This window comes from Kushneria pakistanensis (assembly GCF_014652795.1).
Taxonomy (GTDB): domain Bacteria; phylum Pseudomonadota; class Gammaproteobacteria; order Pseudomonadales; family Halomonadaceae; genus Kushneria; species Kushneria pakistanensis.
On record NZ_BMZM01000001.1, the window covers coordinates 833,050 to 848,518 of the forward strand.

Genomic DNA, 15,469 nt, shown 5'->3' on the forward strand with positions numbered 1-15,469 from the left:
GTCCCTGCAATGCCTGGTAGACTGGCAGAAGAGCATTTCGGGCATGGGGGGAGCGTGTCAGCAGAAGATGAAAAACCACAATGGTTGATCCGCCAGGCGAATGTGAATGACGCCGAGGCAGTCTGGCGTATGTTCAGTCATGAGGCGGTCTATCCCAATACGATGCAGCTGCCCTTTACATCACTGTCACGCTGGCAACGGCGTCTGGATACTGCCAACGGTCATCATATGCTGGCGGCATGTGATCCTGGCAGGCCCGACGTGCTGCTGGGACTGATCGGCCTGCATCCGGTGGCGGATTCACCGCGTGTGGCCCACGTGCGTACGCTGGGATTGTCCGTGCATCCTGACTATGCAGGTCAGGGTATGGGCAGTCAGCTTTTAAGAGCGGCCATCAATCTTGCAGACAACTGGCTCAACGTGACCCGCTTGAGCCTTGGCGTATACAGCCACAACCAGCGTGCCATCGCGCTTTATGAACGCCACGGTTTTGTGCGCGAAGGCCTCAGCCGCGGTATGGCCTTTGGGCAGGGCCGTTATCTGGACAGTCTTGAAATGGCGCGTCTGCATCCACGGCTTATGCGTGAGCTCGAGGCACAGGGCGAGTTTGAGGCGACGCTCTCCAATCATTGATTACTACAGGGGAACAGAAGATGTTGAGAACCGGATTTGTCGGCTGGCGCGGTATGGTGGGGTCCGTGCTGCTGCAGCGCATGCTGGAAGAAGACGGATTCAAACAGATCGAGCCGGTCTTTTTTACAACCTCTCAGGCGGGCAAGCCCGGACCTGACGTGGGCGTTGATGTGCCGCCGCTCAAGGATGCCTTTGACATTCAGGCGTTGGCCGAGCTGGACGTGATCGTCACCTGCCAGGGCGGGGATTACACCTCGCAGGTGTATTCGAAGCTGCGCGAATCCGGCTGGAAGGGCTACTGGATCGATGCTGCCAGCACCCTGCGCATGAATGATGACACGGTCATCGTACTGGATCCGGTCAATCGGCATGTCATCGATCAGCGCCTGGATGATGGCTTTAAAACGTTTGCCGGTGGCAACTGTACGGTCAGCCTGATGCTGATGGGACTTGGCGGTCTTTATGAGGCCGGGCTCATCGAGTGGATGACCTCCATGAGCTATCAGGCAGCCTCCGGGGCCGGCGCGCAGAACATGCGCGAGCTGCTCAACCAGATGACACTGGTGGGTAATGCCGCCCGCGCCGAGCTGGATGATCCGGCCTCCGCGATTCTGGATATCGATCGCAAGGTCATTGAAGCCATGCGCGATGGGGATTTCCCGATCGAGCATTTTGGCGCGCCGCTGGGCGGCAGCCTGCTGCCCTGGATCGACAAGAAGATGGATAACGGCCAGAGCAAGGAAGAATGGAAGGGTGGCGTCGAAAGCAACAAGATCCTGGGGCTGGCGCCCAATACGATCCCGGTCGATGGTCTTTGCGTTCGAATCGGCTCGATGCGCTCTCACGCGCAGGCCTTCACGATCAAGTTGACACGCGATGTGCCGATAGACGAGATCGAGGATCGAATTGCACGTCATAACGATTGGGTCAGTGTTGTCCCCAATGACAAGGACGCCACGCTTGCGCGCCTGACGCCTTCGGCCGTGACCGGAACACTCGATGTACCGGTGGGTCGTCTGCGCAAGATGGCCATGGGCGGTGAATATCTCTCTGCCTTCACGGTGGGTGATCAGCTGCTGTGGGGTGCCGCGGAGCCGCTGCGACGCATGCTGGCCCTGCTGGTCGAGCGCCACTGACGCATCTGCCATCGTTATGCAATACAAGGCGCCTCATTGAGGCGCCTTTTTTGTTGACTGCTCTGGAGAATGTAATGGCCGATTGGCCCTGTGGTTTGCGTTTGCGGGACTGCCTGCTGACGGCGCTGCTGCTGTCTGTCTCGGCAACGGCACATGCCGTGGGCATTGCCACGCCGCAGGTCATGTCCGGCTTCAATGAACCGTTGAAGGCGCGCGTGGCGCTGCTCGATACCGGCGCTCTGCGTGCCGGTGACATTCGGGTCAGTCTGGCAGACAGTGAACGCTGGCAGGCCATGGACATCATGCGAAGCGCCGATACTGACACCCTGCAGCTGGCAGTCAACGGCACGCCCGGCCATCTTTATCTGGATCTTCAGGGCAGCCGGGCGCTCGTGACACCTTGGCTTGATGTGGTGCTCACGATCCGCTGGCCACAGGGAGAGCTGACGCCACAGCTGACCCTGCTGCCTGCTACCAGGGCTTCTCCTTCCGGAGACATGGCCACTGCTGGCACATCTGCCAGGCGCAGCACCATGAACAGTATTCCTGCAGCCTCCGCCCCTGTACCGAGTAATACAGACCGTGCGGGCGCTCCGGAGCGCTCGGTGCGTGAGGCGCCGGTCCAGGATAACCGACGTGTTGCCGCGCTTGAGGCAAGACTCGAGCGCCTGGAGCAACAGCTGCGTACCAGCCAGGAGGCGCAGACCGCGCTGATGGCGGGCCTCGAGTCGGTCAGGGCGCAGTCACTTGAGCGTCAGAGCACGCCGGACACCGCCGGGATGGAAGCACTGGCATTGAGCCAGCAGGCGCTGGAAACCCGGCTGGATCAGCTGGAGCAGACCAACGTATCTGCCTCTGCCGCCGTGTCTGTCTCTGATACCTCTGACGCTATCTCACAGCCTGCTGTGCCGTTACAGGAGGCCTCGCTTCAGGAAGCAGCAGCCGTTCCCGAGCAGTCCGATGTTGATCGGGATAACAGCTTTATCTGGGTCTATGGGCTGGCGGCGCTGCTATTGATGTCGGCAGGTCTCTGGGCGCTGGTACGCCGCTTGCAGCAGCGGCGTTATCGCCTGGTCAGCGCCGCGGAGCTTTCCCCGCTGGGAGAAGCATCTCTTCATTCAGAGGAAGCACTGGTGGCTGACAAGGGCAGCGAAAACCAGCAGGTGGCGGTCGGTACCGAGCAGAGTGCGGCCTGGACGGCGCATCGAGATCACATTGATGCCATCTGCAATGAAGCAGAGGTGTTTTACCGTCATGGTCGGCGCGATCATGCCATTACCATGCTCCGGGAAGGACTTGAGCACTATCCGAACGATTTTCACCTGATACGCGCGCTGGCGGCGCTGGAGGTGGGTGGGGCGTACGATGAGATAAGCCACGACGCTAACGATGGCCAGCAACAGAGCGCAGCAGCAGCGCTGATCGACGAGACACCGGCTCTTGCGCCGCGCTGGTCGCTACAGCCTGATGCCATCCATCACGAGGGCCTCGATGCAATGCAGGACATCCCGCTGAATATTGCCAACGACAGGGGCGCAGATTTTTCCCCGACGCCGGCGATAGATTTTCCTCGGGACTGGACGCTGGAAGAGGTGGCATTCGAGAGCGTCGATACGGATAATGAGCGCCCCAATGCAGATCGTCTCTCTGGCCATGCCTGAAAGGGTGGGTGGCGGTGTCGATGTGCCAATCCCTTACATAAGGGGTGCCGGCCGGGGAAAGCATGCCTGCCACGGCCGGGCACCCTCGCATTACCGAGTCACATGTCCCTTTTTACACGACTGGATGAAAAAGAACGCGTCAGTGGACGTATCGCGCTGGGCCTTGAATACCGTGGCACGGCCTATCAGGGCTGGCAGCGCCTGAGTCATGGACCTTCCCTTCAGGCGTGTCTCGAGACGGCCCTGTCGCGCATCGCACAATCGCCCATTGAGGTCATGTGTAGCGGACGCACTGACAGCGGCGTGCATGCCACTCGCCAGATCGTGCATTTTGATACGACCAGTGCCCGCACGCTGAAGGCCTGGGTCATGGGTACCAATGTCAATCTGCCGCGCGACATGTCCGTGCGCTGGGCATGTGCCATGCCACACGATTTTCATGCCCGCTTCTCAAGTCTTGCCCGCCGCTATCGCTATGTCATTCTCAATCAGCCCATGCCGCCGGCGCTTGAAGCCGAGCACATGACCTGGCATCGAACCCTGCTGGATGAAAGGCGCATGCATCAGGCCGCGCAGGTGCTGGTCGGCGAGCATGACTTTTCGGGCTATCGCGCCGCCGGCTGTCAGTCGAGTACGCCCTGGCGTCACGTACACTTCGTTGAAGTCACGCGGGTGGGGCCCATGGTGGTCATCGATATTCAGGCCAATGCCTTTTTGCATCATATGGTGCGCAATATCGCGGGTGTTTTGATCGCCATCGGGGACGGGCGCCGCGATATCTCCCTGGCGCGTGACATTCTAAAGGGGAGGGATCGCACGGTTTCCGAGGCGACCGCACCGGCGCAGGGGTTGCACTTTGTGGATGTGTACTATGATCCACGGTTCAATCTGCCGACCGAGCCGCTGGGCCCGGCTGAGCTTTACTTCAGCGGTGAATGGACCGGTGCGCGTGCGCTGCCCGTTTCCAACTACCAGCGTCCGGTCTATCGCGGTGAACCGGCAGGACACCTGTAATCGTCAGGGCACTTGTACATGCGAACCAGAATCAAGATTTGTGGACTGACCCGTGAGGCGGATGTCGATGCGGCAGTCAACGCCGGTGCCGATGCGCTGGGCTTTGTCATGTGGCCCGGCAGCAAGCGGGCCCTGACGATTGAACAGCTCGAGCGCCTGTCCGCCCGGGTGCCGCCCTTTGTGACCCGGGTCGGGCTTTTTGTCGATCAGGACCCCGATCTCATTACCGACTGCGCGCCCTGGCTTGACATGCTTCAGTTTCATGGCAACGAGCCGCCCGAGGCCTGCGATCTTTACGGCATGAGCTGGCTCAAGGCGCTGCGCATGCGCGATGATATTGACCTTTATCAGGAAGCCGAGCGCTATCATCAGGCGCGTGGCCTGCTGCTGGATGCCTACCGGCCCGGCGTGCCAGGCGGTACCGGTGAAACCTTTGACTGGTCTCGCGTGCCACGTGATCTGGCGTTACCGATCATACTGGCCGGTGGCCTGACGCCGGATAACGTTGCCGATGCCATTCATCAGGTGGCGCCCCACGGACTGGACGTCTCCGGTGGCGTGGAAGCCGGCTTTGGTGCCAAGGATCATGACCTGATCAGGCGCTTCATTGATCGGGCGCAGGGCGCTGACGGTTCCCCGGCCGCGCCCTGAGCCTGATGCTGACAGGCGGTAGCAGAAGGTTATGCAGGTGTCCCTGTACGCCGGGCTGGCCCTCGCTACCGTCGATGATTGATAATGGGAACATGCGCCACACGATTTTTTCGGCGCGCCCATTTTAAAAGACTGACCATCAACGATATGGAAGCCCTTTCTCGATGAGCTGGCTCGACAAGATTGTTCCTTCAATGGGGCGTACTGCCCGTACCGATCGTCGCAACAACATCCCCGACGGCCTGTGGCGTAAATGTCCCAATTGTGAGGCTGTCCTTTATCGGCCCGAGCTTGAGCGGCATCACAATGTCTGCCCCAAGTGTGACCACCATCTGCGTCTGAACGCCCGTCGTCGCCTTTCCTGGTTTCTGGATAGCGAAGGACGCGAAGAGGTCGCGGCTCAGCTTGAGCCAGTAGATCGCCTCAAGTTTCGTGATTCCAAGAAGTACAAGGATCGTCTGGCCGGTGCGCAGAAAGCCACCGAAGAAAAGGATGCCCTGGTCGTCATGAAGGGCACGCTGGATGGCCTGCCGGTGGTGGCCGTGGCGTTCGAGTTCGAGTTCATGGGCGGTTCCATGGGCAGCGTGGTCGGTGAGAAGTTCGTACGTGCCGCCACCATCGCGCGTGAAGAGAAGCGTCCGCTGGTCTGCTTCGCTGCCTCCGGCGGCGCGCGCATGCAGGAAGCCCTTTTCTCGCTAATGCAGATGGCCAAGACCTCGGCGGCGCTGGAGCGCCTGCGTGAAGCCGGTACTCCCTACATCTCGGTGCTGACGGATCCGGTCTTTGGCGGCGTGTCGGCCTCACTGGCGATGCTGGGTGATCTCAACGTGGCCGAACCCAATGCACTGATCGGTTTTGCCGGTCCGCGCGTCATCGAGCAGACCGTACGTGAAAAGCTGCCCGAGGGCTTCCAGCGCAGTGAGTTTCTGCTGGAGCACGGCACGGTCGACATGATCATTCACCGCAGCGAGATGCGCACCCGTCTGGGACGCATTCTGCGTACGCTGACCGATCGCCCCTCTGAACCTGCCGTCACCATGTTTGAAGACGTGGAAGGTGACGACGGGGCGCCGTACAGCGCCGAGACCGCGCGCTGATTGCCATGTCGCGCACATTGACACAGTGGCTTGCCCACCTCGAAAAATTGCACCCGGTTGCCATTGATCTGGGGCTTGAGCGCATTCGTATCGTGGCCGAGCGACTGGGACTGCTGGACGGCCCCATTGCACGGCAGGTAGTGACCGTAGCCGGTACCAACGGCAAGGGGTCAACCGTGGCCATGCTGGACGCCGTGACACGAGCCCATGGCTTGAGTACTGCCAGCTATACCTCGCCGCATTTGCTGCGCTATAACGAACGTCTGCGGCTGAATGGCGAAGAGGTCAGCGATGAGTCGTTGATTGATGCCTTTGAGCGCATCGAGGCCGTACGCGCTGATACCGGGCTGACCTATTTCGAGATGGGCACGCTGGCCGCACTTGTCATCATTCGGGATCGCGCACCGGATATCGCCATTCTGGAAGTCGGACTCGGCGGGCAGCTGGATGCCACCAATATCATCGATGCCAATGTCGGCATCGTGACCAGCGTAGCACTCGATCATGCCGATTTTCTCGGCACCGATATCGAAAGGATCGGGGTCGAGAAGGCCGGCATTCTGCGTGCCGGCCGACCGGCCATTCTGGGCAGTCGCCAGATGGTCGCCAGTGTCGCGGCTCATGCCGCTGCGCTGCCCGTTTCCCGCGCGCTGGTGCTGGGGCAGGACTTTGACTGGCAGCGCGAGGCAGACGGCTGCTGGCAGTGGCATCGCGCCGGCGATGAGACAGCGCCGGTGTGGCAGCATCTGCCAGACCCGGGGCTGCCGCTGGATAATGCCGCCAGTGTGCTGGCAGCGCTCGAGGCACTGGGCATGACGCTTGAAGCCCCGAGTCTGGCGCAGGCATTTTCCGGCATTTGCCTGGCAGGGCGGATGCAGCGCATCGACCGTTACTGTCTGGATGTCGCCCACAACCCACACGCGGCCACGTACGTAGCCGCTCAGCTGTCACGAAGGCCTGTGACGCGGCGCGTAGCGCTGCTGGGGATGCTGGGCGACAAGGATGCCGAAGGCGTGATCGAAGCGCTCTGGCCGGTCGTGGATGACTGGCTGCCGGTGACGCTGTCGGGCACACGTGCGCGGGGTGGTGAGACGCTGGCGGACATCATTCGTGCCCGTGGCGGGCAGGTCATTGCCGTGGCCGAGAGCCCGACAGCGGGTATCGACTGGCTTGAACAACATTCACAACATGATGACGTACTGGTTTGCGGCTCCTTTTTTACCGTGGCAGAAGTACTGGCTCGGCTCGAAAGGGGTGAGGGAACCGCGTAACAAGGAGAGAGTCGCATGAAATACGGCATGCGTGAGCGCATCAGCGGTATCGTCATTATCGTGGCCCTGGCCCTTATCCTGCTGCCGATCCTGTTTGGTGGCTCAAGCGATGAGGAAAAGCGCGCCGATGATTCATCAATGATCATCGAACAGCCCATCGAAATGCCGCAGCGCAACGTGGAGGCCCCGCGGTCACCGCTGCCTGCCAGTGAAGACAGCAACGCTGAGGTCAGCGATCGCCCGGAACAGGCCAATCAAAGCAATCAGCTGTTCCCGGATCGTCAACGTGAATCGGCACCGGCACGCAGTGAGCCGTCATCGCCGCAGACTGCCACACGTGACACCAGCGCCCCCCGCAACAATGACAGCACTGCCGCATCGTCCAGCAGTAGCCGTGCGACATCGTCTCAGGGTACTTCCAGCAGTACTCAGCGACAGACGCCGGCGCGCAGCGATGATTCTTCGGGCGACCCGATCATGGCGGCGGCCAACCGTAACAGCACCAGTGCATCACAGCCTTCCGGCAGCGGTGGCTGGGCCGTACAGGCCGGCAGCTTCGGTCAGCCCGAAAATGCCGATCGTCTGATCGAACAGCTCAAGGCGCAGGGCTTTGCGGCCTATAAGCAGCCGCGTGGCGAGCTCAACACGGTCTATGTTGGCCCGTACGGCTCAACCGAAGAAAGTGAGCGGGCCCGTGCCCAGCTTCAGGAAAAGGCCAACATCAAGGGACTGATCGTACGCCGTGAGGGTGGTCAGTGAGCTGGACCTGGATTGACTGGGCCTTTGTCATCATTCTGGGCTTTTCCGTCCTGTCAGGATTTGCACGCGGATTCATTCGTGAGGGGCTTGGACTGGCAGCATGGATTGCTGCCCTGCTGGCAGCCCGCGCTCTGGCAGCGCCTGCCGCCGGTCTTTTTGCCGACTATATCGATAGTCAACAGGTTCGATTGGTCGTTGGGTTCGTGCTGGTGATATTTGTGGTGCTGTTGCTCGCCAATATAGTGATCAGGCTGCTTCATGCGATGATCGAATGGGTGGGCATGGGATTTTTCAATCGACTCCTGGGGGCCGGGTTTGGCCTGCTGCGAGGCGGTTTCGTTCTCATTTTGATTGTGGCCGTGGTCGGTCTGACGCCGTTGAGTCAGACCGCCGACTGGCAACAGTCGACATTTTTACCCTGGGTTGAGCAGGGGCGTGATATGGCCATTCGCCAGTATCAGCAGCTCGACAGGGATCAGACCCTCATGGATGAAGCATCGCAGCGCGCTCGAGAACTGCAGGGACATCTGCCAAGGCAGATGTCGCAATGATCAAGCGATCAGTATCGCCGGCAACATGCCGGCAGTCACCGACAGCGAGGATGTAACGCATGTGCGGTATCGTGGGCCTGATGGCCAACTCGATGGTAAACCAGGCAGTCTATGATGCGCTGACGGTGCAGCAGCACCGGGGGCAGGATGCTGCCGGCATGATGACCTGGGATAACGGACGCTTTTTGCTGCGTAAAAGCAATGGTCTGGTGCGCGATGTCTTTCATACGCGTCACATGCAAAGACTCAAGGGCAACATCGGCATCGGCCATGTGCGTTATCCTACCGCCGGTTCTGCCAGTGAATCGGAATCCCAGCCGTTTTATGTCAACTCTCCCTTTGGCATCGCGCTGGTACACAACGGCAATCTGACCAACTCCGAGCAGCTTGTCGCGGAGCTTTTCAATACTGACCTGCGCCATATCAACACCAGCTCGGATTCCGAGGTGTTGCTCAATGTCTTTGCCCACGAGCTGGGCAAGCAGGGGCATCATCTGGAGCCAGAAGACATCTTCGATGCCATCCGCCGGGTGCACCGTCGCTGCAAGGGCGGTTATGCGGCAGTTTCGATCATCAATGGCAAGGGGCTGGTCGCCTTTCGCGATCCCCACGGTATTCGCCCGATCGTGTTCGGTCGTCGCGACACGCCTGAAGGCCCGGAGTACATGATCGCCTCCGAGTCGGTAGCCCTTGATGTGGCAGGCTTTGAACTGATTCGTGACCTGGCGCCGGGTGAGGCGCTCTATATCGATATGGCGCGCAATCTGCATACGCAAAAGTGCATCGAAAATGCCCGGCTCACGCCCTGCATTTTTGAATACGTTTATCTTTCCCGCCCGGATTCGATCATCGATGGCGCCAATGTCTATGCCACACGCATGCGCATGGGCCAAAAGCTGGCCGAAAAGATCAAGCGTGACTGGCCCGATCACGATATTGATGTCGTCATTCCCATTCCCGATACCAGTCGCACGGCGGCACTGGAGCTGGCGCTGCATCTGAACGTGGCGTACCGCGAAGGCTTCATGAAAAACCGCTATATCGGGCGTACCTTCATCATGCCGGGGCAAACCCAGCGTCAGAAGTCGGTGCGGCAAAAGCTCAATGCCATCGATATCGAATTTGCCGGCAAGAACGTGCTGCTGGTGGATGATTCCATCGTGCGGGGCACGACCTGCAACGAAATCATTCAGATGGCGCGCGAGGCCGGGGCCAAAAATGTCTACTTTGCCTCCGCAGCGCCAGCAGTACGCTACCCCAATGTCTATGGCATTGATATGCCGGTGGCCATGGAGCTGATTGCCTTTGATCGCACGACCGAGGATGTCGCCGAACTGATCGGGGCCGACCGGCTGGTCTATCAGGATCTTGACGATCTCAAGGAAGCCGTCAGGGAGATCAATCCCGGGCTTTCCGAGTTCGATTGCTCGGTCTTTGACGGTCGCTATGTCACAGGAGATATCGATCCGGACTATCTGGCCCGGCTTGAAATCGCTCGTAACGATGCTGCCAAGCAGCAGTCCAGCGGGGGGCATGCGCAGGTGGATCTGCATAACGATGTCGAGGAAGTTGACTGATCCCCGTACCCGCGGCAGGGTAAGACAACGCTGAAGGGTATTCATTGAATGACCGGGCCACGCGCCCGGTCATTTTGTTCATGACGATGACGGGCATGCCTGTCCCGGGCATTTGTCGTTGATGTCACGGTCTTCGACCATTCAAGGAAGCCACCATGTTCGAAAAAGACGCCCAGGGCGATCATCTGCATCCGGATACGCTGGCCATTCGCGCCGGTCATCAGCGTACTCACGAGCAGGAGCACAGCGAGCCGATCTTTCCCACCTCAAGCTTTGTCTATGACAGTGCAGCCGAGGCGGCGCGCAAGTTTTCCGGCGAAGAGCCGGGCAATGTCTACTCGCGCTTTACCAACCCCAGCGTACAGACGTTTGAAGCGCGTCTGGCGGCGATGGAAGGAGCCGAGGCCTGTGTGGCCACGTCTTCGGGAATGGCTGCCATCATGTCAACCGTGCTCGGGCTTCTGGAAGCCGGCGACGAGATTGTCGCCTCAAGGGCGCTGTTTGGCTCCACGGTCAGCCTGTTTGCCAAATACTTTGGCAAGTTCGGCGTGGTGACACACTTTGTAGAGCTCTCCGATCTGGAGGCCTGGAAAGCGGCCATGACGCCGCGCACCAAACTGCTCTTTGCCGAGACGCCTTCCAACCCGCTCTCGGAGATCGCCGATATTCGCGCGCTGGCCGATATCGCGCATGAACATGGGGCCTGGCTTGCCATCGACAACTGCTTTTGTACGCCGGCGCTGCTGCGCCCGATGGAGCATGGTGCGGATCTGATCATCCACTCGGCCACCAAGTATCTGGACGGGCAGGGGCGCGCCATCGGCGGCGCCGTGGCCGGTCGCGCCGACCTCGTGAAGGAAGTGCACGGGGTAGTACGCACCTGTGGCCCGAGCATGAGCCCGTTCAATGCCTGGATTTTCACCAAGGGACTGGAAACCCTGGGGCTTCGCATGCGCGCGCACTGTGACAACGCCCTGGCGCTGGCGCAGTGGCTCGAGGCACACCCCGGTGTTGAAAAGGTGCATTACAGCGGCCTGACCTCTCATCCACAGCATGAGCTGGCTGCACGCCAGCAGAGTGGCTTTGGCGCCGTGCTGGGTGTAGAAGTGAAAGGCGGTCGTAAGGGGGCCTGGTCGGTCATTGATGCCACACGGCTTTTGTCGATTACCGGCAACCTGGGCGATTTGAAGACCACCATCACCCATCCGGCGACCACAACTCATGGCAGGCTGAGCGATGAGCAGCGCGCCACGGCCGGTATTACGGAAGGGTTGATCCGTATTGCGGTCGGGCTTGAGCATCTTGAAGACATCAAACAGGATCTGGCGCGCGGGCTGGATGCGCTGTAAATGATGCGACGCTGTCAGGGCTTCGGGGCCTTTCCAAAGCCCTGACAGACAGGCTCAGGCCATGGGATTGTATCCCTGCAACATGCTGATGCTGGGCATGTTGCGCTCCCAGACCGGCGGCGCGCCGACGACTTCCTGCAGACACTCAATGAAGCGTCGGGTCTTGAGCGTCAGGAATTCGCGATGGGGGTAGACCATATAAATGTCGGGGCTGGGGGCCAGACGCAGCTCCGGCAGAATCGGAAATAGTCTGCCGTCCTTGAAGGCCTCTTCGAGCATGAAGGCCGACATGACGCCATAGCAGAGTCCCACCAGCATGGCCCTGACCATGACTTCGGGGTCATTGGCACGAAAGCGTGCGTTCAGCGCGCCGCGTACGATATGGTCGTGCTCGTTATAGTAGTGAAGGTAATCCAGCGATAGATCGTCGCGTGAATAGGTCACGGCCGGCAGCAGAAGCAGGTCATCGACACTTTCAGGCAGGCCATGTCTTTGAATAAATTCAGGGCTGGCGCAGATGACCTGATGATTGCGCGCCAGCGAACGTGCAATCAGCGAGGAATCCTGCGGCTCACTGATGCGTATGACCAGATCGTAGCCGCCGGCAATAACGTCTACATAGGCATTATCAAGCTGTAGCTCGACACGCATATCCTTGAAGCGTCGCATGAAAAGCCCAACGGCCGGCGCCACGTAACGTCTACCGAAATCCGTTGGCGCATTGATACGCAGCACACCTCGCGGCGCACTCTGGTAGGCCTCTGCCACGTGTCGGGCATCTTCGAGTGCCTCGCGCAGCCGCAGGGCGCGCTGATAGATCTCCCGACCGGCATCTGTCAGGTGCACCACGCGGGTTGAACGGTTGAAAAGCCTTACTTCCAGCTCGTTTTCCAGCTGTCGAATCTGTCTTGAGATGACCGAACGGTCAACATGGCGAAGGTCGGCGGCGCGAGTAAAGCTTCCGGCATCAACAACCTCGGCCAAAAGCAAAAGACGGCTGGATAGATCCATGAACGCTTACGGCCTCCCGACGGGAATGTTGCGTCTGGCACAACACAAAGTTGTTATAGGGTGCATCGATCAGAAGTGTTTTCAGGTGGAGAATAACGCTATCGATACGGGCGATGCCGAACACAGCCCGAGATATACCACACTGAAAAGGGACATGACATGACACGCACACTTCTGATCGCTGCACTCTCACTGACTACCCTGATGGCCCAGCAGAGCATGGCCTCTACCACTGAAGGCCAATTCATGACAGCCAACAATGGCGCTGCTCTCAATACTGATGGTAGTGCACTGTCAGCACAGGCAGTCGCTACTGCTCAGGGGCTGACCGGCACCCACTACGCTGCACAGGGGGCACCGCATCGTTTTACCTTCAACCTGGAAAACGACGGCAATGTGCAATTGGCCAGCCGGCATTTTGCAGGGTCGGTCAATCCTTCCTATCGTCTCAATGCGATGGTGCTGGATGAGCAGGGCCAGGTCGTGGCCAGCAGCGCCAGTGACGTAAAGGGCGACTTCAATATTGATAGCACCCTTGCCGCCGGACAATACACGCTGGTGGTGGACGGCAATACCACTCAAAGCCCCTCAAGCTCGGACACCAGCTACGAGATTTTGACCTCCATGTAACACACATGCTTCTGACGTCCTGTTGACCGATCAGGAGCGATGATCCGAAAAGCAGGCTCAGCCTGCTTTTTTTTGTGCATAAGGTTAGACTGCGCGGCGCATTCACTTTCACCCATCACCTCTGGAGGTGCCGTGGCATCGCCTCAAACCCGAGAAATGGGTAAAACCCTCTGGCGTCAGACGCTTCCCATGGCCGTAGGCGTCATGGCGCTTCTGGGCTTCAATCTGATCGACAGTATTTTCATTGCCCGACTGGGTACCCAGCCGCTGGCGGCGCAGTCCTTCACCTTTCCGGTAGTCACGGTCATTATCGGTGTACAGGTCGGTTTCGGCATTGCCATTGCGGCCCTGATATCGCGTGCGCTGGGGGCCGGTGAGCAGGCCCGTGCCCGGCGGCTGGGCAGTCTGGTACTGCTGGGCGGCAGCGCTGCCATGCTGTTGCTGCTGTTGGTGCTCTGGCTACTGGAGCCCATCATCTTCCGCCTGCTGGGCGCCAATGACGCGACGCTGGTATTGATCCACCAGTACTGGGGCCCCTGGCTTCTGGCCAGCTGGATAGGCGCACTGCTGTATCTGGGTTACAGCCTTTTTCGCGCTCATGGAGAGACACGTCTGCCTGGGCGCATGATGGTGCTGACAAGCCTTCTCAATCTGGTGCTGGACCCGATGTTGATCTTCGGTGTGGGTCCCTTTGACGGCTGGGGGCTGGCGGGCGCTGCCTGGGCGACATTGATTGCCTTTGCCATCGGGCTTGTGGTTCTGGCGCGAAGCCTTGCCCAGCGCGACTGGCTGGCTGGTACCGGCCTTCGTCAGGAAGGGCGTGACTCCCTTGGGCGCTTTATGGGCATTGCGCTGCCGGCCATGGCCTCCCAGCTATTGCCGGCGGTATCGGCACTGGCGGCCACCGGGATCGTTGCCCGACTCGGTGAAGCCGCCGTGGCGGCCTGGGGGCTTGCCGCGCGCCTGGAAACCTTTGTCATTCTGGTGGTGCTGGGATTGACCATGTCCTTGCCCCCCTGGCTTGGGCGCAGCTTTGGCGCGGGGCGCTGGCAGGAAATTCGTGCCCTGATGAATCTGGCAGCGCGCGTGGTGCTGGTCTGGCAGCTGGTACTTGGCATTGTGCTCAGCGCTGCTGCGATGCCGCTGGCAGGGCTTCTGGCCGGTAACGAAGAGGTGCGCGGCATGCTCGCGACACTGTTGTATTTCATGCTGCCCAGCTACGCCTTTTTGGGCATCTGCATGCTGGTCGTATCAGCCTGCAATGCCCTGGGCTGGCCGCGTCGGGCCGTAACGGTCTCTTTCATGCGCCTTTTTGTCTGCTATTTGCCCTGTCTGAGCCTGGGGGCCTGGCTGGGCGGCTTCATGGGCCTGGGCATTGGCGCTGCGGTAGGCAATGTCATGGCCGGGGTACTGGCCTGGTGGAGCTATCGCCGCATACTGGGAGACAAGGGGCGCGGACAGGACAGTGTGGTATCTGGCTGAAGTCATGACCGTCTTGCGTGAAGATTGCCAACGTTGTGTTTATAGTATTAGCACTATTTCATGATCGATGGTGCGGAGGCGGGCATGCGCAGGAATTCAGTGTGGCATCGCAACAGGTTGTCAGGGATTGTCATCATGGTAGTGCTGGCAGGGTGCGCTCAGCACACGAGCCAGAGTACTGACGTTACTGACAAGGATGCCGACAGGGTCTTCGATCAGGCCAATAGTGATCCGCGCAGTGGTCTCGGTGCGCTGGATATTGAGCGCATCGGTCTGGGTAGTTACTGGAATACGCTGGATAAAAACGGCGACGGCCAGGTGTCGCGAAAGGAGTTTCGACAGCGGTTCAGAGAGCCTGCCTTTCAGCGTCAGGTGTTAGAGAAAGCGCAGGCTTCAAATATCGCCACGTCGGAGGAAGCCGTCTCTTCTTCATGGCGCCTGCCGCCACAGCCGCCTTCTCAAATATGGCGATCAGGAGCCACCACGCCCCCTGCGACATTGAGCACGCCCTCGGCTGCGGCATGGGGAGTGGCCCCATCAGTTGATTCTTCCGAACAAGAGGCGTCTGATAGGCAAGATACGCAGGAAAATCCAGCCGACGACAGTGTTCAGGATGTGATGTCACCCTGACATGTTCAGGCATGAAA

15 protein-coding genes are annotated in these 15,469 nt (G+C 59.8%); 14 read left to right on the forward strand and 1 reads right to left on the reverse strand.

The annotated features are described in order from the left end of the window. The first annotated feature begins 9 nt into the window (after positions 1–9). The 11 genes from IE123_RS03730 (at position 10) to IE123_RS03780 (ending at position 11,699) form a co-directional block, all read left to right on the forward strand. The gene (locus tag IE123_RS03730; protein ID WP_268246921.1) at positions 10–633 is read left to right on the forward strand and encodes a GNAT family N-acetyltransferase; all 624 of its coding nucleotides are present in this window, start codon (positions 10–12) and stop codon (positions 631–633) included. Between the two features lie 20 nt (positions 634–653). Continuing rightward, positions 654–1,769, forward strand: a complete 1,116-nt coding sequence (asd, locus tag IE123_RS03735) for an aspartate-semialdehyde dehydrogenase (RefSeq protein WP_189515203.1) — start codon at positions 654–656, stop codon at positions 1,767–1,769. A gap of 74 nt (positions 1,770–1,843) precedes the next feature. Next, positions 1,844–3,430: a type IV pilus assembly protein FimV gene (locus IE123_RS03740; RefSeq protein ID WP_189515204.1), complete on the forward strand. Its 1,587-nt coding sequence runs from the start codon at positions 1,844–1,846 to the stop codon at positions 3,428–3,430. A 102-nt stretch (positions 3,431–3,532) separates the two neighbouring features. Next, positions 3,533–4,444 (forward strand): tRNA pseudouridine(38-40) synthase TruA, encoded by a 912-nt coding sequence (truA, locus tag IE123_RS03745; RefSeq protein WP_189515206.1) that lies wholly within the window; start codon positions 3,533–3,535, stop codon positions 4,442–4,444. A gap of 18 nt (positions 4,445–4,462) precedes the next feature. Beyond that, positions 4,463–5,095, forward strand: a complete 633-nt coding sequence (locus tag IE123_RS03750; RefSeq protein WP_189515208.1) for a phosphoribosylanthranilate isomerase — start codon at positions 4,463–4,465, stop codon at positions 5,093–5,095. A gap of 164 nt (positions 5,096–5,259) precedes the next feature. Beyond that, positions 5,260–6,192, forward strand: a complete 933-nt coding sequence (gene accD, locus IE123_RS03755) for an acetyl-CoA carboxylase, carboxyltransferase subunit beta (RefSeq protein WP_189515211.1) — start codon at positions 5,260–5,262, stop codon at positions 6,190–6,192. A 5-nt stretch (positions 6,193–6,197) separates the two neighbouring features. Further along, complete coding sequence (gene folC, locus IE123_RS03760; protein WP_189515213.1) at positions 6,198–7,463, forward strand: bifunctional tetrahydrofolate synthase/dihydrofolate synthase; 1,266 nt, start codon at positions 6,198–6,200, stop codon at positions 7,461–7,463. 15 nt (positions 7,464–7,478) lie between these two features. Beyond that, entirely contained in the window at positions 7,479–8,222 is a 744-nt protein-coding gene (locus tag IE123_RS03765; protein WP_189515215.1) for an SPOR domain-containing protein, read from the forward strand. Then, entirely contained in the window at positions 8,219–8,773 is a 555-nt protein-coding gene (locus IE123_RS03770; protein WP_189515217.1) for a CvpA family protein, read from the forward strand. Before IE123_RS03765 ends, IE123_RS03770 begins: the two co-directional genes overlap by 4 nt. A 59-nt stretch (positions 8,774–8,832) precedes the next feature. Beyond that, a complete protein-coding gene (purF, locus tag IE123_RS03775) occupies positions 8,833–10,350 on the forward strand; it encodes an amidophosphoribosyltransferase (RefSeq protein WP_189515219.1) in 1,518 nt (505 codons plus the stop codon). A 155-nt stretch (positions 10,351–10,505) separates the two neighbouring features. Further along, positions 10,506–11,699: an O-succinylhomoserine sulfhydrylase gene (locus IE123_RS03780; RefSeq protein WP_189515221.1), complete on the forward strand. Its 1,194-nt coding sequence runs from the start codon at positions 10,506–10,508 to the stop codon at positions 11,697–11,699. Between the two features lie 54 nt (positions 11,700–11,753). Here IE123_RS03780 and IE123_RS03785 read toward each other — a convergent pair whose 3' ends face one another. After that, on the reverse strand, positions 11,754–12,710 hold the full coding sequence (locus IE123_RS03785; RefSeq protein WP_189515223.1) for a LysR family transcriptional regulator: 957 nt from the start codon (positions 12,708–12,710) through the stop codon (positions 11,754–11,756). Between the two features lie 159 nt (positions 12,711–12,869). On the opposite strand from IE123_RS03785, the gene IE123_RS03790 reads away from it, so the two are divergent. From IE123_RS03790 to IE123_RS03800, 3 genes are all read left to right on the forward strand, one after another. Continuing rightward, complete coding sequence (locus IE123_RS03790) at positions 12,870–13,340, forward strand: hypothetical protein (RefSeq protein WP_189515225.1); 471 nt, start codon at positions 12,870–12,872, stop codon at positions 13,338–13,340. A 156-nt stretch (positions 13,341–13,496) separates the two neighbouring features. Continuing rightward, positions 13,497–14,822, forward strand: coding sequence for an MATE family efflux transporter (locus IE123_RS03795; RefSeq protein WP_189515892.1), 1,326 nt, complete (start codon positions 13,497–13,499; stop codon positions 14,820–14,822). 60 nt (positions 14,823–14,882) lie between these two features. After that, entirely contained in the window at positions 14,883–15,452 is a 570-nt protein-coding gene (locus IE123_RS03800; protein WP_189515227.1) for an EF-hand domain-containing protein, read from the forward strand. The last annotated feature ends 17 nt before the right edge of the window (positions 15,453–15,469 follow it).

Excerpts from the sequence above, each read along its gene's own strand:
- folC (WP_189515213.1), top strand. The coding sequence starts at position 6,198 with ATGTCGCGCACATTGACACAGTGGCTTGCCCACCTCGAAAAATTGCAC.
- asd (WP_189515203.1), top strand. The coding sequence starts at position 654 with ATGTTGAGAACCGGATTTGTCGGCTGGCGCGGTATGGTGGGGTCCGTG.
- IE123_RS03780 (WP_189515221.1), top strand. The coding sequence starts at position 10,506 with ATGTTCGAAAAAGACGCCCAGGGCGATCATCTGCATCCGGATACGCTG.
- IE123_RS03740 (WP_189515204.1), top strand. The coding sequence starts at position 1,844 with ATGGCCGATTGGCCCTGTGGTTTGCGTTTGCGGGACTGCCTGCTGACG.
- IE123_RS03795 (WP_189515892.1), top strand. The coding sequence starts at position 13,497 with ATGGGTAAAACCCTCTGGCGTCAGACGCTTCCCATGGCCGTAGGCGTC.
- IE123_RS03730 (WP_268246921.1), top strand. The coding sequence starts at position 10 with ATGCCTGGTAGACTGGCAGAAGAGCATTTCGGGCATGGGGGGAGCGTG.
- IE123_RS03790 (WP_189515225.1), top strand. The coding sequence starts at position 12,870 with ATGACACGCACACTTCTGATCGCTGCACTCTCACTGACTACCCTGATG.
- IE123_RS03800 (WP_189515227.1), top strand. The coding sequence starts at position 14,883 with ATGATCGATGGTGCGGAGGCGGGCATGCGCAGGAATTCAGTGTGGCAT.
- truA (WP_189515206.1), top strand. The coding sequence starts at position 3,533 with ATGTCCCTTTTTACACGACTGGATGAAAAAGAACGCGTCAGTGGACGT.
- IE123_RS03785 (WP_189515223.1), bottom strand. The coding sequence starts at position 12,710 with ATGGATCTATCCAGCCGTCTTTTGCTTTTGGCCGAGGTTGTTGATGCC.
- IE123_RS03750 (WP_189515208.1), top strand. The coding sequence starts at position 4,463 with ATGCGAACCAGAATCAAGATTTGTGGACTGACCCGTGAGGCGGATGTC.
- IE123_RS03765 (WP_189515215.1), top strand. The coding sequence starts at position 7,479 with ATGAAATACGGCATGCGTGAGCGCATCAGCGGTATCGTCATTATCGTG.
- purF (WP_189515219.1), top strand. The coding sequence starts at position 8,833 with ATGTGCGGTATCGTGGGCCTGATGGCCAACTCGATGGTAAACCAGGCA.
- accD (WP_189515211.1), top strand. The coding sequence starts at position 5,260 with ATGAGCTGGCTCGACAAGATTGTTCCTTCAATGGGGCGTACTGCCCGT.